Source organism: Bacillus sp. FSL W8-0920, assembly GCF_038593215.1.
GTDB lineage: Bacteria > Bacillota > Bacilli > Bacillales > Bacillaceae > Bacillus > Bacillus pumilus.
The window spans coordinates 2,265,929-2,286,121 of the sequence record NZ_CP151974.1 but is presented as its reverse complement, the minus strand read 5'-3'; the positions used below and the strand labels follow the sequence as shown (position 1 = coordinate 2,286,121).

At 41.1% G+C, this 20,193-nt stretch carries 28 protein-coding genes, 1 tRNA gene and 1 riboswitch; of the genes, 20 read left to right on the top strand and 9 right to left on the bottom strand.

All coding sequences use genetic code 11. From position 1 onward, the window contains the following. The first annotated feature begins 53 nt into the window (after positions 1–53). Positions 54–1,307: an MFS transporter gene (locus NSS78_RS11535; protein ID WP_003217413.1), complete on the top strand. Its 1,254-nt coding sequence runs from the start codon at positions 54–56 to the stop codon at positions 1,305–1,307. A 78-nt stretch (positions 1,308–1,385) separates the two neighbouring features. Continuing rightward, positions 1,386–1,700, top strand: a complete 315-nt coding sequence (locus NSS78_RS11530; protein WP_003217504.1) for an MTH1187 family thiamine-binding protein — start codon at positions 1,386–1,388, stop codon at positions 1,698–1,700. Positions 1,701–1,725: 25 nt separating this feature from the next. Here the strand turns inward: NSS78_RS11530 and NSS78_RS11525 are convergent, their stop codons facing one another. Beyond that, positions 1,726–1,899 (bottom strand): DUF2759 domain-containing protein, encoded by a 174-nt coding sequence (locus NSS78_RS11525; RefSeq protein WP_003217333.1) that lies wholly within the window; start codon positions 1,897–1,899, stop codon positions 1,726–1,728. A 157-nt stretch (positions 1,900–2,056) separates the two neighbouring features. On the opposite strand from NSS78_RS11525, the gene NSS78_RS11520 reads away from it, so the two are divergent. Continuing rightward, a complete protein-coding gene (locus tag NSS78_RS11520; RefSeq protein WP_003217463.1) occupies positions 2,057–2,695 on the top strand; it encodes an MBL fold metallo-hydrolase in 639 nt (212 codons plus the stop codon). A gap of 244 nt (positions 2,696–2,939) precedes the next feature. Here the strand turns inward: NSS78_RS11520 and NSS78_RS11515 are convergent, their stop codons facing one another. Further along, positions 2,940–3,182, bottom strand: coding sequence for a DUF2626 domain-containing protein (locus NSS78_RS11515; protein ID WP_003217440.1), 243 nt, complete (start codon positions 3,180–3,182; stop codon positions 2,940–2,942). 212 nt (positions 3,183–3,394) lie between these two features. Between NSS78_RS11515 and NSS78_RS11510 the strand changes: the two genes are divergently transcribed. Next, positions 3,395–3,775 carry a Spx/MgsR family RNA polymerase-binding regulatory protein gene (locus tag NSS78_RS11510; protein ID WP_003217382.1) on the top strand — a complete coding sequence of 127 codons (381 nt, stop codon included), beginning with the start codon at positions 3,395–3,397 and terminating at the stop codon, positions 3,773–3,775. A 54-nt stretch (positions 3,776–3,829) separates the two neighbouring features. Here NSS78_RS11510 and NSS78_RS11505 read toward each other — a convergent pair. Continuing rightward, positions 3,830–3,900: transfer RNA gene (locus NSS78_RS11505), tRNA-Gln, on the bottom strand. Positions 3,901–3,998: 98 nt separating this feature from the next. On the opposite strand from NSS78_RS11505, the gene NSS78_RS11500 reads away from it, so the two are divergent. The 10 genes from NSS78_RS11500 to NSS78_RS11455 all read left to right on the top strand — a co-directional run bounded on the left by NSS78_RS11500 (position 3,999) and on the right by NSS78_RS11455 (position 9,263). Then, a complete protein-coding gene (locus tag NSS78_RS11500) occupies positions 3,999–4,871 on the top strand; it encodes an STAS domain-containing protein (protein WP_003217438.1) in 873 nt (290 codons plus the stop codon). A 177-nt stretch (positions 4,872–5,048) separates the two neighbouring features. Continuing rightward, positions 5,049–6,119, top strand: a complete 1,071-nt coding sequence (gene comGA, locus NSS78_RS11495) for a competence type IV pilus ATPase ComGA (RefSeq protein ID WP_249118252.1) — start codon at positions 5,049–5,051, stop codon at positions 6,117–6,119. Next, positions 6,100–6,495, top strand: a complete 396-nt coding sequence (locus NSS78_RS11490) for a type II secretion system F family protein (protein ID WP_342468122.1) — start codon at positions 6,100–6,102, stop codon at positions 6,493–6,495. The genes comGA and NSS78_RS11490 overlap by 20 nt, the downstream gene beginning before the upstream one ends. A 51-nt stretch (positions 6,496–6,546) precedes the next feature. After that, complete coding sequence (locus NSS78_RS11485; protein ID WP_342468121.1) at positions 6,547–7,140, top strand: type II secretion system F family protein; 594 nt, start codon at positions 6,547–6,549, stop codon at positions 7,138–7,140. Between the two features lie 16 nt (positions 7,141–7,156). Beyond that, positions 7,157–7,450: a competence type IV pilus major pilin ComGC gene (gene comGC / locus NSS78_RS11480; protein ID WP_212045910.1), complete on the top strand. Its 294-nt coding sequence runs from the start codon at positions 7,157–7,159 to the stop codon at positions 7,448–7,450. Continuing rightward, positions 7,443–7,889: a competence type IV pilus minor pilin ComGD gene (comGD, locus tag NSS78_RS11475; RefSeq protein WP_212045911.1), complete on the top strand. Its 447-nt coding sequence runs from the start codon at positions 7,443–7,445 to the stop codon at positions 7,887–7,889. Before comGC ends, comGD begins: the two co-directional genes overlap by 8 nt. Further along, positions 7,873–8,190 (top strand): competence type IV pilus minor pilin ComGE, encoded by a 318-nt coding sequence (comGE, locus tag NSS78_RS11470; RefSeq protein ID WP_003217390.1) that lies wholly within the window; start codon positions 7,873–7,875, stop codon positions 8,188–8,190. Before comGD ends, comGE begins: the two co-directional genes overlap by 17 nt. Continuing rightward, positions 8,099–8,629: a competence type IV pilus minor pilin ComGF gene (gene comGF / locus NSS78_RS11465; protein ID WP_249118253.1), complete on the top strand. Its 531-nt coding sequence runs from the start codon at positions 8,099–8,101 to the stop codon at positions 8,627–8,629. The genes comGE and comGF overlap by 92 nt, the downstream gene beginning before the upstream one ends. Continuing rightward, positions 8,626–9,009 carry a competence type IV pilus minor pilin ComGG gene (gene comGG, locus NSS78_RS11460; protein ID WP_212045913.1) on the top strand — a complete coding sequence of 128 codons (384 nt, stop codon included), beginning with the start codon at positions 8,626–8,628 and terminating at the stop codon, positions 9,007–9,009. Before comGF ends, comGG begins: the two co-directional genes overlap by 4 nt. Before the next feature lie 59 nt (positions 9,010–9,068). Then, positions 9,069–9,263 (top strand): YqzE family protein, encoded by a 195-nt coding sequence (locus NSS78_RS11455; RefSeq protein ID WP_034620826.1) that lies wholly within the window; start codon positions 9,069–9,071, stop codon positions 9,261–9,263. 33 nt (positions 9,264–9,296) lie between these two features. On the opposite strand, the gene NSS78_RS11450 is transcribed toward NSS78_RS11455, so the two are convergent. Further along, positions 9,297–9,575, bottom strand: coding sequence for a DUF3889 domain-containing protein (locus NSS78_RS11450; RefSeq protein ID WP_249118272.1), 279 nt, complete (start codon positions 9,573–9,575; stop codon positions 9,297–9,299). A gap of 299 nt (positions 9,576–9,874) precedes the next feature. Between NSS78_RS11450 and tapA the strand changes: the two genes are divergently transcribed. Genes tapA through NSS78_RS11435 form a run of 3 tightly spaced genes read left to right on the top strand, consistent with a single transcriptional unit; the run spans position 9,875 to position 11,884 of the window. Next, complete coding sequence (gene tapA, locus NSS78_RS11445) at positions 9,875–10,402, top strand: amyloid fiber anchoring/assembly protein TapA (protein WP_212045914.1); 528 nt, start codon at positions 9,875–9,877, stop codon at positions 10,400–10,402. Between the two features lie 51 nt (positions 10,403–10,453). After that, positions 10,454–11,026 carry a signal peptidase I gene (locus tag NSS78_RS11440; RefSeq protein ID WP_003217306.1) on the top strand — a complete coding sequence of 191 codons (573 nt, stop codon included), beginning with the start codon at positions 10,454–10,456 and terminating at the stop codon, positions 11,024–11,026. A gap of 57 nt (positions 11,027–11,083) precedes the next feature. Beyond that, a complete protein-coding gene (locus NSS78_RS11435; protein ID WP_003217403.1) occupies positions 11,084–11,884 on the top strand; it encodes a TasA family protein in 801 nt (266 codons plus the stop codon). Between the two features lie 67 nt (positions 11,885–11,951). On the opposite strand, the gene sinR is transcribed toward NSS78_RS11435, so the two are convergent. From sinR to NSS78_RS11415, 4 genes are all read right to left on the bottom strand, one after another. Further along, positions 11,952–12,287, bottom strand: coding sequence for a transcriptional regulator SinR (sinR, locus tag NSS78_RS11430; protein WP_012010555.1), 336 nt, complete (start codon positions 12,285–12,287; stop codon positions 11,952–11,954). A 33-nt stretch (positions 12,288–12,320) separates the two neighbouring features. After that, the gene (locus NSS78_RS11425) at positions 12,321–12,485 is read right to left on the bottom strand and encodes an anti-repressor SinI family protein (RefSeq protein WP_003217357.1); all 165 of its coding nucleotides are present in this window, start codon (positions 12,483–12,485) and stop codon (positions 12,321–12,323) included. A 182-nt stretch (positions 12,486–12,667) separates the two neighbouring features. Then, positions 12,668–13,465 (bottom strand): YqhG family protein, encoded by a 798-nt coding sequence (locus tag NSS78_RS11420; RefSeq protein ID WP_003217448.1) that lies wholly within the window; start codon positions 13,463–13,465, stop codon positions 12,668–12,670. A 14-nt stretch (positions 13,466–13,479) separates the two neighbouring features. Continuing rightward, positions 13,480–15,150, bottom strand: a complete 1,671-nt coding sequence (locus NSS78_RS11415) for an SNF2-related protein (RefSeq protein ID WP_327839411.1) — start codon at positions 15,148–15,150, stop codon at positions 13,480–13,482. Positions 15,151–15,400: 250 nt separating this feature from the next. Continuing rightward, positions 15,401–15,508: riboswitch (glycine riboswitch) on the top strand. Positions 15,509–15,712: 204 nt separating this feature from the next. Here NSS78_RS11415 and gcvT point away from each other — a divergent pair. The 3 genes from gcvT to gcvPB are packed head-to-tail and all read left to right on the top strand — an operon-like array spanning position 15,713 to position 19,623. Continuing rightward, positions 15,713–16,810 (top strand): glycine cleavage system aminomethyltransferase GcvT, encoded by a 1,098-nt coding sequence (gcvT, locus tag NSS78_RS11410; protein WP_212045916.1) that lies wholly within the window; start codon positions 15,713–15,715, stop codon positions 16,808–16,810. A 16-nt stretch (positions 16,811–16,826) separates the two neighbouring features. After that, positions 16,827–18,173, top strand: coding sequence for an aminomethyl-transferring glycine dehydrogenase subunit GcvPA (gene gcvPA, locus NSS78_RS11405; protein ID WP_212045917.1), 1,347 nt, complete (start codon positions 16,827–16,829; stop codon positions 18,171–18,173). Next, positions 18,166–19,623, top strand: coding sequence for an aminomethyl-transferring glycine dehydrogenase subunit GcvPB (gene gcvPB, locus NSS78_RS11400; RefSeq protein WP_212045918.1), 1,458 nt, complete (start codon positions 18,166–18,168; stop codon positions 19,621–19,623). The genes gcvPA and gcvPB overlap by 8 nt, the downstream gene beginning before the upstream one ends. A 44-nt stretch (positions 19,624–19,667) precedes the next feature. Here the strand turns inward: gcvPB and NSS78_RS11395 are convergent, their stop codons facing one another. After that, the gene (locus NSS78_RS11395) at positions 19,668–20,048 is read right to left on the bottom strand and encodes a rhodanese-like domain-containing protein (protein WP_034620482.1); all 381 of its coding nucleotides are present in this window, start codon (positions 20,046–20,048) and stop codon (positions 19,668–19,670) included. Between the last annotated feature and the right edge of the window lie 145 nt (positions 20,049–20,193).

Genomic DNA, 20,193 nt, shown 5'->3' with positions numbered 1-20,193 from the left:
TGTGAAAGGTATGGGTGTAAAAAAAAGGATATGTTTTAGGGAGATGTCGATCATTGAGTGCTCAAAGCCTGTGGAAAAGGAATTTCACTTACTTATTTATGTCTAAAATGTGCAAAATAACAGCTGATAGTTTATCTTTCAACACCATCTTGTGGCTTTTAGTACTAGGCGGAAAAGGGGCAATTGGAACAGCCTTTTTTATTGCGGTCAGCTTTGTTCCGCAAGCCATTGTTGGGCCGCTAATTACCCCAATGATGAAGCCGCATCAATTGAAATTTTGGATGTGTTTTGCTGATTTAACAAGAGGAGCGATAATTCTTGTGATTGTGGTCAGTTACTTTTATGGTTTCACGCCATTAGCACTTGTTATTGGCTGTATGCTGCTTCATTCGGCAACTGGTGGCTCCTACGAACCGGCGTCTGTATCAATTATTCCAAAGCTTGTCCATGAGGACCTCATACAAAAAGCGAATGCAACTATTCAATCAGCAAGTCATGTAGTCAGGCTTGTGACGGTCACGGTTTGTGGTGTCATGATTGCGTTTGTAGGGGTAGGATATACAATGCTTGTGATTATTCCTCTTTATCTCTTGTCCGCTTTACTTGTATTAATCATTACATATGAAACAGAAATCATCATTGATAAAGCCAAAAAAGGGGTATCATACGGCAAAAGATTGATTCGGGGATTTTCACTTGTGAGAAGGCATCATATTTTGTTCCCATTGGCGATTTTTTGTGTCTGCTCAAACTTTGCTGCCGCCCCATGGGAAGCATTGTCTGTTATTTATTTAACAGAGGATTTACATAGTGGACCCGTGATCTATTCATTTATTAAAGTCACAACGGCACTAGGTGCATTCTTGATGGGGTTTGTTTTGACAAAGGTAAAAGTGAACCGGTATGGGCTGCTGTTTATAGGTGCCGGGATTGTTGATGGAATCTCGTTTTTCATCACAGGTATGAACGCATTTTTACCACTTGTGTTTATATCAGCTTTTGCATTAGGTGCCGCCATCAGTGCAGTCAACGTGCCTGAACATACAATGATTCAATTGTCAGTAAAAGCAGAGGATCAGCCGCAAGTGTATGCAATTATCAATATGATCTCCTTCTTCATGATCCCGTTAGGCGCTCTCATTGGCGGCTATATGGCGACATTATTTGGTTCCGGATATGTCATTGCGGCTGGAGGCATCATTGAAGCTGTATCAGGGATATGCCTGCTGCTATTCACAAAAATTGGGAAGGTAGAGAGGGCGGATTTGACGATAGAACGGGACAAACCTTCTTTAAATGCAACGTGAGCATGGCATGATGGATTGCGAATAGGTTACAATGAGGACGAGAAAACATGAGGATTTGAGTGGAAAGGGGCAATAAACATGGCCATAGCAGATGTCACTATCATTCCAATAGGTACGGAAACACCAAGTGTCAGTGCTTATGTAGCAGATGTACAAAGAATTTTAGAAGGCTTTCAAAAAGAAGGGAAAATTAATTATCAACTAACACCAATGAATACATTAATTGAAGGTGAATTATCCGTTTTATTTGAAGTCATTCAGCACATTCATGAAGCACCTTTTGAAAAGGGACTGCACCGCGTAGCGACCAATATCCGCATTGATGACAGGCGGGATCAAACCACAACGCTTACAAGTAAAATAGAAAGCGTGAATAAGCACTTGAATCAATAAAAAAAGCCTGCTAAATGCAGGCTTTTTAATGTGCAGTTGGATAACCGCTATAGATGATGGTCATGACAGTAAACCAGCCAAAAACCAAAAATGTCGCGCCAGCAAAAGCGATGGCAAGTACGTTCACTTTTTTAAGTGAGCGATAGATCCCGAGTGCAGCTAAAATCGTGACTAGACCAAAAATAATGACGAGCATCATGTGAAAGTCCCCCTTTGTCATCAATCCCCTTGATTTCCTTTCTTTTCATTTTAACCGTTTTCATAAAGCTTGTCGAGTAGATTCCAGTTGACGATTGTTTGAATTTTTATTGTGTAGCCTTCATAATAAAAAAGAATGAATAAAGTAGGTGATGAAAATGAATTGGAGAAGAATGCCACTAGGCTATGTACAAGCGAATGCGTATATTTGGAAAAATGAGCACGGAGAATGTTTAATCTTTGATCCAGGCGGTGAAGCACAAAAGCTAATTTCCTATGTAAAAGAAAAACAGCTCACACCGCTTGCGGTCTTACTGACACATGCTCATTTTGATCATATCGGTGCCGCAGATGAAGTGCGCGCAGAGTGGGGAGTGCCACTCTATGTACACGAGAATGAAAAAGAATGGCTCACGAACGCTGAATTAAACGGTTCAGCTCGATTGATTGGAAATGGAATTACGGTCAAAGAAGCTGAAAAATTAATTACGTCAGAAGGAACTCTTCAAATTGGATCGTTTACATTAGAGATGTTCCACACTCCTGGGCATTCACCAGGCAGTGTGTCTTACTATTCGGCGGAAGAAGGATTTGTGATTTCTGGTGACACGCTATTTGAAGGCGGCATCGGGAGAACAGATTTAGTAGGGGGCAGTCAAGAAGTGCTGCTTCAATCAATTCATAACAAATTATTGTCTTTACCAGAATCAACTCTTGTTTTAAGTGGACATGGCGGAGAAACCACTGTACTTACGGAGCAGGAACAAAATCCATTTATCAATGGCTTTTCTCTTTAAACGTATGAAAAAAAGCATCTCTTTTTATAGAGATGCTCAGCGTGTAGACAAACCCTCGCATTCTTTGTCAGGTCTGCGCTCCGGTGCTCACGAATGTCAAATTCGCTCCGCTCCGATGCTCGTCCTTCCTAGACTTCAAAGGTTTTCTATCACGCTGAAAAGAAGACAAAGGGCTAAAATAAAATCATTTTAGCCCTTTGTCAACAATCTGAGCATCTCTTTTTATAGCGATGCTTTTTTTCAATTAATGTCCGGTACCGGGAACCATGATGAAAATCGAATAATATGTAAATCCGGCAAAGAAAATCGTCAAGTACGCTCCGAAAATGTAAATATACATTCTTTCGGATAAATTCAAGTAGGATAAAAATACAAAAAGAACGGTTTGACCGAAGAACAGCAACGATGCATCTTTCATATGCCCTAAATAGAACATGACAGCAAAAATACCCGTCCAAAAGCCAAGCACGCGGAACATGCGATTCATTTCTTTCCCTCCCCTTAAAAAAACCCCTTTGATTCATATTATAGCTGATCACCACTTGTTATGTAAACATTTACATTTTTGACAACGTGTGAACATTTATTTTACGAGTAGAAAAATTTTTTTGAAAAAGTGATCAAAATGTGTTTATGCTGAAATACATGAGGGTACTTACTCCATAAGAGAAAAGGTTAACGACCTAAGGAGGAAGACTAATGAGTGACATTACTTTTTATTCATACCCGAGCTGCACGTCTTGCCGCAAAACAAAACATTGGTTAAAGGCGAATCAAATTGATTTTAAAGAGCGTCACCTTTTCAGAGAAACGCCAACACTAGAAGAATTAAAAAAGATCCTTTCCTTAACAACAGAAGGAATGGATGAAATTTTAGCCACACGAAGTCAGGCTTTTAAAAGCTTAAATTTAAATATTAATGATTTAAAAGTAAACGAGGTTCTTCAGCTTCTCATTGAAAAACCAAAACTGCTCCGAAGACCAATTATCATTGATGGAAATAAATTAGTAGTAGGCTATAATCCAGGCGAACTCATGAAATTATCAAAAAAGAAAGCGATACATCAATCAGTTTCCTAATAAAAACGAAGATCAGCTGAAACATGCTTCAGCCGTCTTCGTTTTTGTGCTGAACTGGGCTAGCTGGGTTCGAACCAACGATCACGGAGTCAAAGTCCATTGCCTTACCACTTGGCTATAGCCCAATATCAAACGTGTAATGATATTGTTCACCATCTGCGGTCATTTATACATAAAAGTTGTATGTCACGAGTTTTAAGTGAAAAAGGAGCGGAAGAAGTAAATGAAAAATGAAAAATCTAAGCAATTATATGAATTTATCCTAAAAGAAGCCCCTGTCATGACCGAAGAATGGCTGAAAACAAGAACAGAAGAAGGCTCATTATATTCCAAACATGCTTCAGAGGAAACGGAAATGAAGTTGAAGGAACAGAACACAGCGTTTATTCAAACCATTGCAGCAACGCTTGTGACGCTGTCAGACAAAGTAGAAAATCATTTGAAAAAGTGGTCTGTTGATATCGCACGTGATCGAGCCGTTCACGAAGTGCCTTTATATGAAATCATTGGACAATTTAAGATATTTCGTCAGATTTTCTGTTCGAGAATCGAGAAATTCATACTAGAAACTGAGCTTGAAGTGACGCTCCAAGATGTATGCGGGTGGAATCAGCATTTTCATTCAACGTTTGATGATATGATCGAGCGTTTATCAGAGGAATACGACCGCGTGACACTGAGTCAGCTCAATGCACAAAGAGAGATGATTCAGGAACTGAGTGCTCCTGTTATTCCAGTTTCAAAGGAAATCGGAATTTTGCCGCTCATCGGGGAGATTGATACGTACCGGGCCAAAATTATTTTGGAATCCGTGCTAGAACAGGCTTCAAGACTGCGTCTAACGCATTTGTTTATTGATATATCAGGCGTACCGATCGTTGATACGATGGTTGCTTATCAGCTGTTTAAAGTGGTGGATAGTGCGAAGCTTCTAGGCATTGAGACGATTATTTCAGGCATCCGCCCAGAGATCGCTCAAACCGTTGTGAAGCTCGGCATTGATTTCTCAAAAGTAAATACAGAACACAGCCTTGCAAAAGCCTTGGAAAAAAGAGGATTTCGTATTTTTGAAGAACAGCCGCAAGAAGCCACATGACTAAAAAACCTGTACTTGTAAAAGTCAGGTTTTTTTATATGCACTTTTTTAAAAAACCACGTTTTCCATCGCAAGCTGATGATTTTTTCGATTGATTAGGCATTAAAATGATAAATTGCTCTTTTGTCAGACAGGTTCCTCTGACTTACAATATGGTCAGAGAAGGGAGTGGACCATTTGTATGGGATTGAATATTTGGGACAAGAGCTGCTAGAAGAAGCATGCCGCATGAGAGCATCTGATGTGCACATTGTTCCAAAGGAAAAGGAAGCGTCGGTATCTTTCCGCGTAGACTCAGATTTAATTCAGCAGCGAACCATTGATAAAAAAAGCGGCGAGCGGCTCATTGCTCATTTTAAATTTTTATCATCCATGGATATCGGAGAAAAACGGAGACCGCAAAATGGGTCATTAGCTGTGATGCTAAGAAGGGGTCAGGTGTTTATTCGGATGTCTACTCTACCAACTGTAAATGATGAGAGCTTAGTGATTAGAATATTGCCGCAGGATCATGTTCCAAAAATAAAACACCTGTCACTATTTCCGAAAGCATCCACCAGGTTATTATCCTTTTTGAATCATTCGCATGGGCTCATTTTATTTACCGGTCCAACCAATTCAGGGAAAACAACAACCCTTTATTCATTGATCCAGTTTGCAAAAAAGAATTTCAACAGAAATATTATTACACTTGAAGATCCTGTGGAAACGAGAAATGAAGAAGTGCTGCAGGTTCAAGTAAATGAAAAAGCCGGTATCACATATGCGGCAGGATTACGCGCTATTTTAAGACATGATCCAGATATGATTGTGCTAGGAGAAATAAGAGATGCTGAAACGGCTCGAACGGCAATTAGAGCAGCACTGACAGGCCATTTAGTGATGAGTACACTCCATGCGAAAAATGCAAAAGGAGCCCTTTATCGTATGCTTGAATTTGGTGTCACGATGAATGAACTCGAACAAACGATGGTGGCGATTGCTGCGCAGCGATTAATCGAGCTCACCTGTCCTTTTTGCGGAGAAACATGCCAGCTTTACTGTAAATTAAATCGACCGGTCAGACGAACAAATGTATTTGAACTGCTGTTCGGAAAGGAGCTTGGTGAGTGTATCAAGGAAGCTAAAGGAGAATATGCTCACTCGTCATATGAAACACTGCATAGATTAATTCGTAAAGGAGTGGCACTAGGCTATTTATCGAAAAACACCTATCATCGCTGGGTTTATGAAGAAGCAAGCCTCTAAAGCATGGTCTAAAAAGGATCAAGCGGAATGTCTATCAAAACTTGCTCAATTGATTCAGGCTGGATATACATTGATTGAGGCATTAACGATGTTGAATATCCAGTTGTCGAACAAGCAGCAGCAACAATTAGCACCGGGCATTCAGTGGCTGCTCGAAGGGGAGCCTTTTTATGTGGTGCTAGAAAGACTCCATTTTCAGCGGGAAGTCATCGCCATTTTAAGTTTCTCCGAAAAGCATGGAAGTCTAGCAAAAGCACTTGAACAAAGCGCACGGTTTTTAGAGAAAAAAATTAAACAGGTAGATACGTTTAAACGCATGTTACGTTACCCGATTTTCCTCATCTTTACAGTTTTGATCGTGCTCATACTCGTTTAGCAAATGATCATTCCTCAATTTTCTCTCTTGTACTCCTCGATGGATACCCGAATGTCATGGCTGATTCAAGGTATGTTTGGACTCTTTCAATTGCTGCATGTATCTCTCCTCCTCATCGGCTGTGTGTGTATCTGTCTGACTGGATACTATGCTTTCTTTTTTAGGAAAAAATCTACCCTTGAGAAGCTGAGGGTGATCAGCAGGTTTCCTTTTTTATATAAAGGAATGCGGCTGATGCATACGTATCTTTTCTCTCTACAGTTAAGCGGACTGCTTCAGGCTGGATTATCGATGTACGAGAGCTTGCTAGCTTTTAAGCAGCAAAGCTACTTACCCTTTCTTCAAGAAATATCAGAACAGATGATTAAAGAGTTAAGAAAAGGAGAGAGAATGGCACATCAAGTGAGCCTGTCTCCTTTTTTTGAAAAACGTTTTGCAGCCGTCATCGAGCATGGTGAAGCGAGCGGGATGCTTGCAAGAGAAATGTACACGTACAGTCAATTTCTATTAGAGAATGCAGAGCTGAAAATTGAAAAATGGATGTCGTGGCTGCAGCCGGTTATCTATGGACTGACGGCAATTCTTATACTCATTGTGTATTTATCTATTCTTTTACCAATGTATCAACTGATGGAGCAAGTGTAAGGAGGAGGGCAAAGACATGAATGATAAAGGATTTACTCTGTTAGAAATGTTAATTGTCATGCTTGTGATTTCGATTCTTTTACTGATTACCATTCCGAATATTACTCGTCACCACCAAACGATTCAAGCAAAGGGCTGTGAAGGGCTTAAATCAATGGTGAGCACTCAGGTGATGGCATATGAATTAGAGCACGATGGCAAGACACCATCTTTAGCTGAATTAGTAAAAGAAGGCTATGTTAAAAAGGGATTAACGTGTCCTAATGGAAAAGCGATTGTCATTCAAAACGGCCATGTGAAGCATGAATAAATTAATTTTTCATGAAAAGGGTTTTACCCTCATAGAACAGCTAATGATCTTACTGGTTCTATCGATTCTATTGTCGATCATAGGAGTAAAAATCCCAAATTTAATAGAAGACGCTGAAGCCAAAAAACAAGTGAACATCATGAAACAAGATTTTCAATTGGCTGCTAATACTGCATTTGTCAAAAAAACACGTGTATATGTTGAATTCCATCCGCCACATGTATCGTATCAAGTAATCGATCAAAAGGATGGCGAAGTCATTGCTTCTTTTCAGCAACAAAAGGGAAGCATTCAGGCTTCTACATTTACACAAGGTATCTATTTTAATGTAAACGGACATCCAAGCAGCGGCGGGTCTCTCATCATTCAATTTGGCAGTCAAACGTATAAGCTCACGATCTATTTAGGAAGCGGGCGAATCCATGTTCAAAAGCAATAGAGGGTTTAGTACGATAGAAGCGCTGTTTGCTTGTCATATCTTCCTATTTGCAGCCCTTGTGCTTATGCCGGCCTATGAAAAAATCATAATAGGGAAAAATGAAGTAAGAGCCAAACTTGAGGCTTACCAAATTTTGCATGAACAGATGAATGAATCGTTTATAGAGGGTACAAAATCTTCTGTCAAAAAGAAGCGAGGCGACATCACATATGTATTCAATTGGAGTAAAGAGAAGGGATGTGTATCATACAACATACAAAAAAAGCAGACCATATGCTTTCACCAGGTTGCTGAACGGTGAACAAGGTTTTACCTTTGTCCAGGCTTTATGGCAATTGCAGCTATTTTTGTTCCTTTCTTTTGGCTGTGTACTGATCTTTTCTACAGCTGAGAAAGCCCGTCCTTTTGAAGAGATTAACCTATTTTCGCAAATGGAGTGGAAACAGACTGTTCTGCAATTAGATGAGGAATTAAGCCGAGCAACGGCTGTTCGATCGGTGCAAGGAGGTAAAGCGTTAGAGTATGTATCTGATCAAGGGCGAGTCGTAACGATTGAGCCATATCAAGAGATGCTTCGGAAGCGAATGGATCAAGCAGGCCATCTCCCTTTATTGCAAAAGGTGAAAGAATTTCGCGTGAGAACAAATCAGCATAGAGCTATCCTTAAAGTCACAGATGAATCTGGTAAGGTGTATGAAGCTGTTTTTTTCATATATAAAGGGGTGGTTCCTACATCGTGAAAAGGGAAGGAGGATTTATCTATCCGCATGTACTGGCTGCAATTCTATTTTTTCTCTTGATCCTAGGGGCGATGACGATAGGGCTTCAAAAAGAGCTGAGAAGTGCAGAGCTGACGATTTCGTTTTATAAAAAACAGCAGCTTTTCAGGGTGGGTGCGAGTGAAGCTGCCCGTACATTCCATCGTTTGTGTGAACAGCAGCAAACTCATATTCACACTGAAGAAGGCCGCGTGACATTAAAGAAGATAACATGCGATCAAAAGAAAAAGCGTATCCACATGTTAGTCAGGGTGAAAACAAAAGATGGTTTATCAGATGAACGGGAACTCGTGCTGAATTGGAAGACCCGTGAAATCATGAAATGGGCAAACCGTGAATAGCCAGTGTATAAAATGATCCTCTTCCTGGTAACACTTGAAGAAAGAAGAGGTGAATGTGCTTGAAAACCAATGACTATGTAAAATATATGACACAGGAAATCATTAAATATATGAATACACCACGTGACGAACGGAAAGAACATAAACAAGAGAGAATGGAAACGAAACCGCCATTTTCACAGCGTTTATTTGGGGTTCTGCCGTTTGGGTTTTCAATGATGCTAAAAAAACGTAAGCGACATCGACAAAAGTAAAAAGCCGCCAGTAGGCGGTTTTTTTATGCCCCTTTAGCTGTATTCTTCCACAACAATCACTTTATTGACCTTGTTTGAGTAAGGGTTATAAGAAATAGTGACAAATACCCCAAATTCTTTGGTGTGGTCTTTTAACGTAATATGATACTGTTTCACAGATTCCTTCTCACGATGACGGTCCCATACTTTTTGTTTGAATAAGACTTGCGTTAGCGGATATCGTTTCTTTGCTTCTTTGACTGCCCGCGTTTCCCATTGATCTGCGGCGGCAGTGAAACCTCTCGCATCCACAGGATTGGCGTCTTGTATCATAGGACCCAACAGTAAACTGAGCATGATTATCATCTTTCCATATTTCACTTCACATCACCTCACCTGCTATTATTCTGACCAAATGCTGCACTTTTATGTAAATTTTTAAGAAGTACAAATGTCACACAAAAAAATATTGAATACGGCGAAAGAATGAGAAAATGGAAGAATTTTCTCGTAATCATTCTTGTTTAAGAACAAAATGGACTAATTTGGCGTTTTGGGTTTTATAGGTATTTCCTTATACTGTATGTAATCGTTCTTATTAAAGAACAATCGTTCAAGGAGTTGGAGAATGAATGAAACAGTCGTTCTTTGTACTTTTTTGTGCCATTTGTTTGATTTTCACGTCACTCTTGATCTCAACAACGAACGCTTCTTTTAACGATATTGAGCACTCAAATTTTGTCATGAAAACATGCGAAAATTTTGAACAGACGGACCAGCATTGTCAGCCTTCCAAATGGGATAGAAGTCATTTGGAACTCATTGATCAAACGATGATCAAAGGAACAGTCTGCGCGCCTCAAAGCTTGAGCATGACACTAAAAAATAGTGGACAACCTATTGCACACTCTGAATGGAAATGGGAATTACATAAAGTGAAAAGTGAGCAGAAGCCGTTACAAGATGGTCATATTCTTGAAAAAGGCTCTATACAGTCCCTTCTTTCTCAACAAACAACGACTGTCACGACAGATAAAGCAAAAACGAATGGAATCTATGTGTTTAAAATCTATTACCCTAAAGGTTTTGAAGGATCTGGAGAAGCATTTATATGGTCTAAACATATGCAGCTTACAAAGTGTCAAGAAAAGGCATCCTAAATGGAGCTGTCTTCTAAATGAAACAATGATAGGCGAAGGGGAGAAGAGGTCATGAAAAAATGGATGAAGATGTCTGGAAGTATTCTTTATGTGGTGGTGTTCACGGTGATGATTGCATGTATTATTGTCGTATTGTCATCAAGAACTACAGGGGGAGATCCTCAAATTTTCGGTTATCAATTCAAGCAAGTATTATCTGGCTCAATGGAACCAGAATTTTCGACTGGCTCACTCATTGTCGTAAAAGAAGTGACTTCACCGGAGGCACTTAAAAAAGGGGATATTATCACATTTCAAACGAAGCAGGACCAGTCTTATGTGACCCACCGAATTGTTGGGGTGAAAGGAAAGGGAGCAAATAAAGCCTTTGAGACGAAAGGTGACCACAATATGTATCAGGACGGCACGCTAGTAAAAGCGGATCAGGTGGCTGCGCAGTATACGGGTGTGACCATTCCATATGCAGGAAAGCTTCTTTCGTATGCAGGGACTTCGGCTGGAACCGCGTTGCTGCTCATTATACCAGGTGTGATGCTGCTCGTTTATTCGACTCTTCATTTTGTAGGCGCTGCAAAACACCGAAGACACACGGCCGATTTACAGATGTCAGAGGAACAAGCTTAAATTTTCGTTTGTAACCTAATTAGGTTTCAATAAAACAATTTATTAGGGGGTTCATTCATGGCAAAGAAAAGATCAATTCGTTTAGGTGTATTATCAGGGGCTTTAGGCCTGGCATTAATTGGTGGGGGGACATGGGCGGCGTTTAACGATGTAGAAACGGCAAATGCGGTCTACTCGACAGGAGAGCTGGATTTATCTGCAAAAGAGAACTCCGGCGCCATCAACCTTTCAAACTTAAAACCTGGTGATCGCATCAAGAAAGAATTTAATTTTGAAAATAAAGGATCACTTGCGATCAATCAAGTGCTGATGAGTCTTGATTACAGCCAGTTTCAAGATGGAGCTTCCTCGAAAAATGGCGGTAAGAATACAGCTGAAGAATTTCTCAGTCAGTTTCAGGTGAGTGTTCTGACGGTTGGAGCCGAAGGTGGAAATGGTTATCCGAAAAATATTATCTTAGACGCTGCAAACCTGCTTGACTTGCATGAACTAACGGCAAAACAGGATCAGACTGCATTTGAAAAGCTTCGTCATGCCGTCGATGAGAAGTTTTTACATGAAAGTGGGAAGATTAATGTAGCAACTGTTGATGGAACAGTGGCTCCAGAGTATGACGGCATACCAAAGAACCCGTTTGATTACGATAAAATGGAAATGATCATTGAATTTGTCAATGACCAGACGAAGGATAAAGCTGGTCACTATATCCAAAATAAATACCAAGGCGATGCGATTCAAATTGATCTTTCCTTCGAAGCGACTCAGTGGAATGGTTTAACGATCAATCCCAAAAAGCATACGGATGAAAAAGGCTACGTGAAAGAAAACGAAAAAGCACACAGCGAAGATAAAAAATAAAGTCAGTCTTTAGACTGATATCAAGTTCTGCATAGCAATTGGAGGAGTATGCGCTAAAATGTGCGCTTTACTCCTCTTCTTGCTTTTTTCTCCAGATTTGATAATCTAAAAATTCACGAAATTGCTTTTTCGAAACCCCTGATGTCATTGCATCTCGAACTAGTTTTTCCCATTCACTATCTAATTGACCATCGTATTCGGTTTCATCTTTTTCGTGTAACAGTGTATGAACCGAGACGTCCAGAACAGCGGAGACTTTTTCAAGAAATTGAATGGAGGGGTTTGTTTGCAAGTTTCTTTCTATTGAGCTTAAATAAGACTTCGCTACCCCAGCCTTTTCGGCCAGTTCTGATAGTGAGTAGCCTTTTTCATTGCGGTATTGTTTAATACGCTGGCCAATCAATGTCATCACCTTCCTTTCGATATTATAGCACATTCAGAAAGGTTTGATAGAATGACTTCTTACCAGAGGGTGAGACTCAGAGGACTTTTCACTTGATTTGAGGAATTGACGGACTTCTTCTACTGTTAGCCCTGCTTTACGAGCTTCAAGTAATAATTGAACCCATTCACTGTCTAATATGTTCGTTTTCTTTTCCATACAAATACCCTCCTAAAATACTGAATCATGTATTTCAGGCACTTAACGCATGAAATGGAAAGACACAGGTGGTAAGACCTCATAGTTTGCTTGCGTCATTTTTCCGCCCAATACAAACAGACAAACGTTGCTTTTGGCTGATCGAAAATTGTACGTCACATGAAAGGGAGGGGACCTATAGGTCAACCTCCTCTTTTTTGCTGTAAGTAAAAAAGTCCGCCATTTTCAATCGTTAGACTGATTTTTGGTTCGTATAAAGTTTTGAGTGCTTGTCTTTCTATTTCATATTCTACAGACGTGTCTGAAGTCCCTTCATAAAATTGGTTTAAAAGTTCAGTGTCTTCTTTCCATTTTTGAACAGCTCTTACCGCCCAATCATCTGGTTCCTCATGGGCGTAATGCTCCATTAAACTGTAGAGCCGTTTGACTCCGCTTTCTGGCTTGATCATTGTACTCATCGTAAAGCAGTAATCGGGAATTTGAGATGACAGCTCACGGGTTTCCAGCTTTTCTTGAAATTGTTCCACGACTTCTCCGCGTATTAGGTGAAGTCCTAGTGATAAAAGCTTATCCTTCTTTCGATCTGCGAGATAAGAAATTTTCACATTGAGACCAAGCCAGGGCTCGAGTGCGATCTGGTTGGCCATGAGAGGGGTGACTCGTTCATAGAGACGGATAAATCGGCCCTGCTGTTTGACAGCTTCGAAAATTTGAAATAAACGAGGGGAGCCGAAGTGGATAAATTCACCCTCAATGGTATCATCCACTTTTTTTTGATCGGTGATGAGGGTCAATTGCCGCGGCTCCGGAACACCACCAGTTTTTTCAAGCCAGTGCCAATAAAAAGGGCGGTTCATAATCAATTTATCCATATCGATGGTTAGTTGTACGGTCATATGTCCAGCACTTTCTTCTAGTATGTCGCATTGATTTGCCTGAAAGAAACGGAGAAGAAAGGTATGTATGTCACGCTGCTTCATTGATCAACTCTCCTTTATGAGCCTTGCTGTCTTTTTTCTAAAAGCGGTGTTTTTGCTTCTGTTAAATAGGAAGCAAACTGAGTTAATTTCTTTTTCATGTCACCGTCTGATTCGTGCTGAAAGAGAATCTGATGCAGTTCTGATTCGGCATCTTTGATATCGATTCGCGTTAAAATATCATCTAGATCGCCAATGACGTTTTCAAACAGCTGAATTTTTTCATATAAAAGCTTTAAGATGTGTTCCTCAACGGTACCGTTAGTTGCCATATTGTAAATGTGGACATCTCGCTCTTGTCCAAGGCGGTGGATACGTCCAATCCGCTGTTCTAAACGCATCGGGTTCCACGGAAGATCGTAGTTGATGATTTGGTTACAAAACTGAAGGTTGATTCCTTCGCCGCCGGCTTCTGTAGCAATTAACACTTGCGCCCGTTCTCTAAATAAATCTTTCATCCAATCCTTTTTGCCCCGCTTAAAGCCGCCCCGAAAAGGAACGGAGCTGATGCCATTTTGCTGAAGAAACCATTGTAAATAAATTTGTGTCGCGCGGTATTCGGTGAAAATAATGACCTTTTCATTTAACTGTTGAATAAGCCTAACGACTTCAAGCGCCTTTGTGTTTTGCTGCACTTGATTGATTTTCTCCATAATTTCCGCTATAGCAGAAGATCCAAGGATATGTTTTTCATCTTCCTGCATTTTTTTAATTGTCATATAGACCGCCTCGCGGCTTGAACAGCATTCTCGTTCCAAGGTCATGATGGAAAACATATGTTTAGTATAGGACGGGTTCTCTTTCAGCTTGCAGATTTCATCATATAATGCTTGTTCCGTCGGAGAGAAATCAATGGAAATCGTTTTGACATGCCGTTTTGTCCACTCGATGCCCGTGTCTTGCCTTCGGTTACGAATCATCACTTTATTCACAAGCTGTTTTAAACGGTCATGGTCTTCTAACTGTAAATCCTTTTTGGCAAAGACATCTTTAAACTGATGTTCATTCCCTAGGTGACCTGGCTTCAGAAGGGAGACAAGATTAAATATTTCTCTAATACGGTTTTGGATAGGCGTCGCTGTCAGCAGCAAGCAGAATTTCTTATTTAGATTTCTCACAAATTCATAGTTTTTCGTTTTATTGTTTTTCAGTTTGTGTGCTTCATCAATAATGACCATATCGTAGGCAATGGATAAAATAGTGTCTCGATGCGGCTGTCTTTTGGCTGTATCAATGGAGGAAACCACGACGTCACACTGCTCCCACACATAGCTCTTTTTTTGTTCGACAGCATCAATATAAAATTTCGTCCGCAGCTCCTGTACCCATTGAGATACGAGAGAGGCGGGGACGAGTATGAGAATTTTTTTGGCAAGTCCACGAATCATGTATTCTTTGATAATAAGTCCTGCTTCTACGGTTTTTCCAAGTCCCACTTCATCTGCTAAAATGGCTTTTCCGTTCATCTCTTCTACGACTCTTCTGGCTACTTCAAGCTGATGTTTTAAAGGCGTGAATGCAGGCAGATGGGCAGGAGCTTGCAGTCCTTCAAATGAATCAATGGCTGTGACTTTTTGGACCTGCGTCGCTAAACGGTACATTTCCCAGTTCGCCCAGGGGCCGTCTGCTGCAAGCCGCTGCTGAAATTCACTTGCCCATTCTTGATCAAAAATCGTTTGAATATTCAATGTGGTCGCCTGCCTTTCTAGTAGGTTGAGGATAAAATTGTTCTGTATTTAAACGCTTCATTTTTTAAGAGGTCTTGAAAAGACTAGATATTTGAATAAAAGCGAACGATAATGAATGGTTATTTAAAAAATGTTAATGATTTTTCTGTTGCTCTTCATCCGTTTCTAATGGTAGGATGTTGGTAAGTGATCTAGCAAATAAGTCACCCATTTTGATAGTATGTCCAATAAATGTGAAGAATATGAGCGGATGATGGTATGGGGAGAGACTTGGCGGTTATTTAGCACTGGCAGGCGCCGAAGGAGCAAGCTGAATCGTTTCAGTGAATCTCTCAGGCAAAAGTACTCTTACCGGACGCAACTCTGGAGAGTGTTTGCTCATCGTTTTTTTAGCAAACCACCAAAGGGGAAAACGCACAATGATGTTGTGCTGTAAACTTTCAGGTGCAAGGACAGAGACTTCTTTTTGATAAAAGGGAGCGCTCTGTCCTTTTTTGCTGTGATTTTTTTCTGAAAATTCAGCTTGTGATCTGCACTGAAAGAAAAAAGGGGGAAACGATTGATGTTGAAACGAACACCGCTTTTTCATGCGTATGAAACGTTTGGCGCAAAAACCATTGACTTCGGGGGCTGGGAATTACCTGTCCAATTTTCTTCCATTAAAGAAGAGCACGAAGCTGTTCGAACAAAGGCAGGGCTTTTTGATGTGTCTCACATGGGTGAGGTGGAAATCAAAGGTCAAGATGCCCTTCCTTTTTTACAAAGGTTATTAACCAATGATGTGTCTAAGCTGACAGACGGCAAGGCACTATATACAGCCATGTGCTATGAAGATGGCGGGACAGTGGATGATCTGCTCGTCTACCAAAAAGAAAAGAACGATTATTTGCTTGTCATTAATGCATCAAATATTGAAAAAGATGTGGAGTGGCTGCTTCAGCATCAAGGTGAGAACGACGTATTGATCCAAAATGTCTCTGATCAAATCGCTTTGCTAGCCCTTCAAGGACCTCTTGCCGCTGACATCATGAAAGATGTGGCGGATGAAGAAGTGACATCGCTTAAGCCGTTTACATTTTTATCAAAAGCTGTGGTTGCTCAAAAAGAGGTGCTTGTTTCAAGAACTGGCTACACAGGAGAAGATGGCTTTGAAATCTACTGCCAGTCAGAAGATGCGGTCCACATTTGGTCGGCTTTATTAAAAGCAGGCGCATCAAAAGGATTAATACCGTGCGGGCTCGGTGCACGTGACACCTTGAGATTTGAAGCAAGACTTCCGCTTTATGGGCAGGAGCTATCAAAGGATATCTCTCCATTAGAAGGCGGGATTGGCTTTGCTGTCAAAACGGATAAAGAAGCCAATTTTATTGGCAAGGAAGCGCTCAAGAAGCAAAAAGAAGAAAGGCCGAAGCGAAAGCTTGTCGGCATTGAAATGATAGATAAAGGGATTCCGCGCACAGACTATCCGGTCTTTTCAGGAGAAAAGCAGATTGGGGTAGTCACAACGGGCACACAGTCCCCAACATTAAAGAAAAATGTCGGGCTTGCTTTAATTGAATCTGCTCAGGCGCAGCTTGGAACAGAGATAGAAGTACAAGTTCGCAAAAAACGTCTAAAAGCGAAAATCGTCGCAACACCATTTTATAAAAGAGCCAAATAACGAGGGGGAATAGAGGATGAAGCATAGGTATTTGCCGCAAACCGAGCAAGATCAAAAAGAAATGCTGGATGTCATCGGCGTTCAGTCGATTGATGAGCTTTTTTCAGATATCCCAGAAAAAGTGAGATTTAAAGGAGCATACAACATTAAAGCAGCCGCATCTGAAACAGAGCTTGTAAGGGAATTATCCCGATTAGCTGCAAAGAATAAAGATACGGTCTCCTATGCATCGTTTCTTGGTGCCGGTGTATATGATCATTACCAGCCTGTCATTGTGGATCATGTCATCTCACGTTCTGAATTTTATACAGCATACACACCTTATCAGCCGGAGATTTCGCAAGGTGAACTACAAGCCATTTTTGAATTTCAAACAATGATTGCTGAGCTGACGGGTATGGATCTTGCTAACTCCTCGATGTATGATGGCGGGACAGCATTAGCTGAAGCGGCAATGCTAGCTGCTGGGCATACAAAAAAGAAAAAAGTGGTTGTTTCTGAAACGGTTCACCCTGAAGCAAGAGTCGTGCTAAAAACATATGCCAAAGGACAGCACATCGAAGTTGTTGAAGTGCCTGCGAAAAAAGGGCAGACGGACCTAGCAGCATTAGAAAAGGCTGTCTGCGAAGATACAGCAGCAGTTCTTGTGCAATATCCAAACTTTTTTGGTGTCGTCGAACCGTTAAAAGACATTGAACCTATTGCCCATCAAGGGAAAAGTTTGTTCGTTGTCTCTAGTAATCCACTTGCACTCGGGTTACTGACGCCGCCAGGAAAACTTGGAGCAGACATTGTCGTTGGTGATGCGCAGCCGTTTGGTATTCCAGCAGCGTTTGGCGGGCCGCATTGCGGATATTTTGCTGTGACGAAAAAGTTGATGCGAAAAGTGCCAGGTCGTTTAGTTGGGCAGACAGAAGACGAAAATGGTGTTCGTGGGTTTGTACTAACCCTTCAAGCGCGTGAGCAGCATATTCGGAGAGATAAAGCGACGTCTAATATTTGTTCGAATCAGGCATTAAATGCATTAGCCGCTTCCGTTGCCATGACAGCACTCGGAAAAACAGGCATCAAAGACATTGCCTATCAAAACGTACAAAAAGCCCACTATGCGAAGACGAAGGCAAAAGCATATGGACTGCTTGCTGATGTAGAAGGGGCCCATTTCAATGAATTTGTAATCAAATTACAAGAACCTGTAAAAGAAGCCAATAAACGATTGCTTGAAAAAGGAATCATCGGCGGCTATGACTTAGGGAGAGACTACTCAGAGCTTCAACATCACATGCTTGTCGCCGTGACAGAGCTAAGAACAAAAGAAGAAATTGATACGTTCATGAAGGAATTGGGGGATCGCCATGAATAAACAAGATCAGCCGCTTATTTTTGAATTATCCAAAGAAGGAAGAATTGGTTATAGCCTGCCTGATTTAGATGTACCTGAACAGGAGATCCCAGCTTTATTTGATGACACGTATATCCGTCATGATGATGCTGAGCTTCCTGAAGTATCTGAGCTTGATATTATGCGTCATTATACAGCATTATCAAGACGTAATCACGGGGTCGATTCCGGATTTTATCCTCTTGGCTCTTGTACAATGAAATATAATCCAAAGATTAATGAAAAGGTTGCACGCCTTGCAGGCTTCGCGCAAGTCCATCCACTACAAGAGGCAGACACTGTGCAGGGAGCATTAGAATTGCTGTATGATCTAGGTGATCATCTTGAAGAAATTACGGGGATGGACGCTGTGACATTACAGCCTGCGGCAGGAGCACACGGGGAATGGACAGGGCTCATGATGATCCGTGCGTACCATGAAGCAAGAGGAGATCATAAACGAACAAAAGTCATTGTGCCGGATTCTGCTCATGGAACGAACCCAGCATCTGCGACAGTGGCTGGGTTTGAAACCATTACCGTCGCATCTGATGAGAATGGGCTTGTTGATTTAGAGGACCTGCGCCGTGTTGTCAATGAAGAAACTGCGGCTTTAATGCTGACGAATCCGAATACACTCGGCCTATTCGAAGAAAATATTTTAGAAATGGCTGAAGTCGTTCACGGAGCTGGTGGCAAGCTTTATTATGATGGAGCGAACTTGAATGCCGTTTTGAGCAGAGCAAGACCGGGGGATATGGGATTTGATGTCGTTCACTTAAATCTTCATAAAACCTTTACAGGTCCACATGGAGGCGGAGGCCCTGGTTCAGGTCCTGTAGGCGTAAAAAAGGATTTGATCCCGTACTTGCCAAAGCCGGTGCTTGTGAAAAAAGAAGGCCGCTTTTACTTCGATGATGATCGACCAGAATCAATTGGCAGAGTGAAGCCGTTCTATGGTAACTTCGGCATTAACGTCAGAGCATATGCGTATATTCGCTCTATGGGCCCAGACGGCTTAAAGGCTGTCACTGATAATGCCGTGTTAAATGCGAACTATATGATGCGCCGCTTAAGTACTCATTTCGATTTGCCATTTGACCGTCACTGTAAGCATGAATTTGTCCTTTCAGGTAAACATCAGAAAAAATTAGGTGTGCGCACACTGGATATTGCCAAGCGATTACTTGATTTTGGCTATCATCCGCCAACGATCTACTTCCCGCTCAATGTAGAGGAATGCATCATGATTGAACCAACTGAAACAGAATCAAAAGAAACACTTGATGCCTTTATCGAAGCGATGATTCAGATTGCAAAAGAAGCGGAAGAGAATCCAGAAGTCGTGCAGGAAGCGCCGCATACAACGGTCGTCAAACGAATGGACGAAACAAAGGCTGCCCGGAATCCAGTTCTCGTTTTTGAAAGATAAAGAAAAAAGACTCAGGGGGGATCATGCTCCCAGAGTCTTTTTTGTTAGTTCTTCGTTTTGATGCGGCCGCCCCATTTTTTAAAGCCGCCTTTTAAATTATAAATCTCACGACAGCCGTTTTTACGTAAAGTTTGCGCTGCTTTTCCGCTTCTCAAATTGTTTTGGCAATAAAGATAAACAGGCTTGTCAGGACGAATTTCATTTTTGCGCTGCTTTAGCTGGGAAAGGGGGATGTTTCTTGCCCCTAAAATATGTCCGCCATCAAACTCATTTGGCTCTCTCACATCAATGAGTTGAGCTTTGCGGTAACCTTTAATAAATTCTTCTTCCGTCAGCGTTTTCATAATACGCTGCTGATAAATGTAGCTGCCGACAGAATAAAGAACGAAAAGTCCACAAAGTGAGAGGACGATATAGTTGAACATTGACAATACAACTCGACTCCTTCTTGAGCATCAGCACAGTGGCCTGTCTGATGGTACGTTTTAGACAAATACTATTATAGTAAAGCAAAAGAAACTTGTCATCATAAATGGTAAGAATTATTTTCAATTCGTTCCCTATTTGATA

What these genes read in the sequence shown, in the direction of transcription:
- NSS78_RS11530 (WP_003217504.1), top strand. Translation starts at nt 1,386, where the DNA reads ATGGCCATAGCAGATGTCACTATCATTCCAATAGGTACGGAAACACCA.
- NSS78_RS11525 (WP_003217333.1), bottom strand. Translation starts at nt 1,899, where the DNA reads ATGATGCTCGTCATTATTTTTGGTCTAGTCACGATTTTAGCTGCACTC.
- NSS78_RS11520 (WP_003217463.1), top strand. Translation starts at nt 2,057, where the DNA reads ATGAATTGGAGAAGAATGCCACTAGGCTATGTACAAGCGAATGCGTAT.
- NSS78_RS11515 (WP_003217440.1), bottom strand. Translation starts at nt 3,182, where the DNA reads ATGAATCGCATGTTCCGCGTGCTTGGCTTTTGGACGGGTATTTTTGCT.
- NSS78_RS11510 (WP_003217382.1), top strand. Translation starts at nt 3,395, where the DNA reads ATGAGTGACATTACTTTTTATTCATACCCGAGCTGCACGTCTTGCCGC.
- NSS78_RS11500 (WP_003217438.1), top strand. Translation starts at nt 3,999, where the DNA reads ATGAAAAATGAAAAATCTAAGCAATTATATGAATTTATCCTAAAAGAA.
- NSS78_RS11490 (WP_342468122.1), top strand. Translation starts at nt 6,100, where the DNA reads ATGAAGAAGCAAGCCTCTAAAGCATGGTCTAAAAAGGATCAAGCGGAA.
- NSS78_RS11485 (WP_342468121.1), top strand. Translation starts at nt 6,547, where the DNA reads ATGTCATGGCTGATTCAAGGTATGTTTGGACTCTTTCAATTGCTGCAT.
- comGC (WP_212045910.1), top strand. Translation starts at nt 7,157, where the DNA reads ATGAATGATAAAGGATTTACTCTGTTAGAAATGTTAATTGTCATGCTT.
- comGD (WP_212045911.1), top strand. Translation starts at nt 7,443, where the DNA reads ATGAATAAATTAATTTTTCATGAAAAGGGTTTTACCCTCATAGAACAG.
- comGE (WP_003217390.1), top strand. Translation starts at nt 7,873, where the DNA reads ATGTTCAAAAGCAATAGAGGGTTTAGTACGATAGAAGCGCTGTTTGCT.
- comGF (WP_249118253.1), top strand. Translation starts at nt 8,099, where the DNA reads ATGTATTCAATTGGAGTAAAGAGAAGGGATGTGTATCATACAACATAC.
- NSS78_RS11450 (WP_249118272.1), bottom strand. Translation starts at nt 9,575, where the DNA reads ATGATACAAGACGCCAATCCTGTGGATGCGAGAGGTTTCACTGCCGCC.
- tapA (WP_212045914.1), top strand. Translation starts at nt 9,875, where the DNA reads ATGAAACAGTCGTTCTTTGTACTTTTTTGTGCCATTTGTTTGATTTTC.
- NSS78_RS11440 (WP_003217306.1), top strand. Translation starts at nt 10,454, where the DNA reads ATGAAAAAATGGATGAAGATGTCTGGAAGTATTCTTTATGTGGTGGTG.
- NSS78_RS11435 (WP_003217403.1), top strand. Translation starts at nt 11,084, where the DNA reads ATGGCAAAGAAAAGATCAATTCGTTTAGGTGTATTATCAGGGGCTTTA.
- NSS78_RS11425 (WP_003217357.1), bottom strand. Translation starts at nt 12,485, where the DNA reads ATGGAAAAGAAAACGAACATATTAGACAGTGAATGGGTTCAATTATTA.
- NSS78_RS11420 (WP_003217448.1), bottom strand. Translation starts at nt 13,465, where the DNA reads ATGAAGCAGCGTGACATACATACCTTTCTTCTCCGTTTCTTTCAGGCA.
- gcvT (WP_212045916.1), top strand. Translation starts at nt 15,713, where the DNA reads ATGTTGAAACGAACACCGCTTTTTCATGCGTATGAAACGTTTGGCGCA.
- gcvPA (WP_212045917.1), top strand. Translation starts at nt 16,827, where the DNA reads ATGAAGCATAGGTATTTGCCGCAAACCGAGCAAGATCAAAAAGAAATG.
- gcvPB (WP_212045918.1), top strand. Translation starts at nt 18,166, where the DNA reads ATGAATAAACAAGATCAGCCGCTTATTTTTGAATTATCCAAAGAAGGA.
- NSS78_RS11395 (WP_034620482.1), bottom strand. Translation starts at nt 20,048, where the DNA reads ATGTTCAACTATATCGTCCTCTCACTTTGTGGACTTTTCGTTCTTTAT.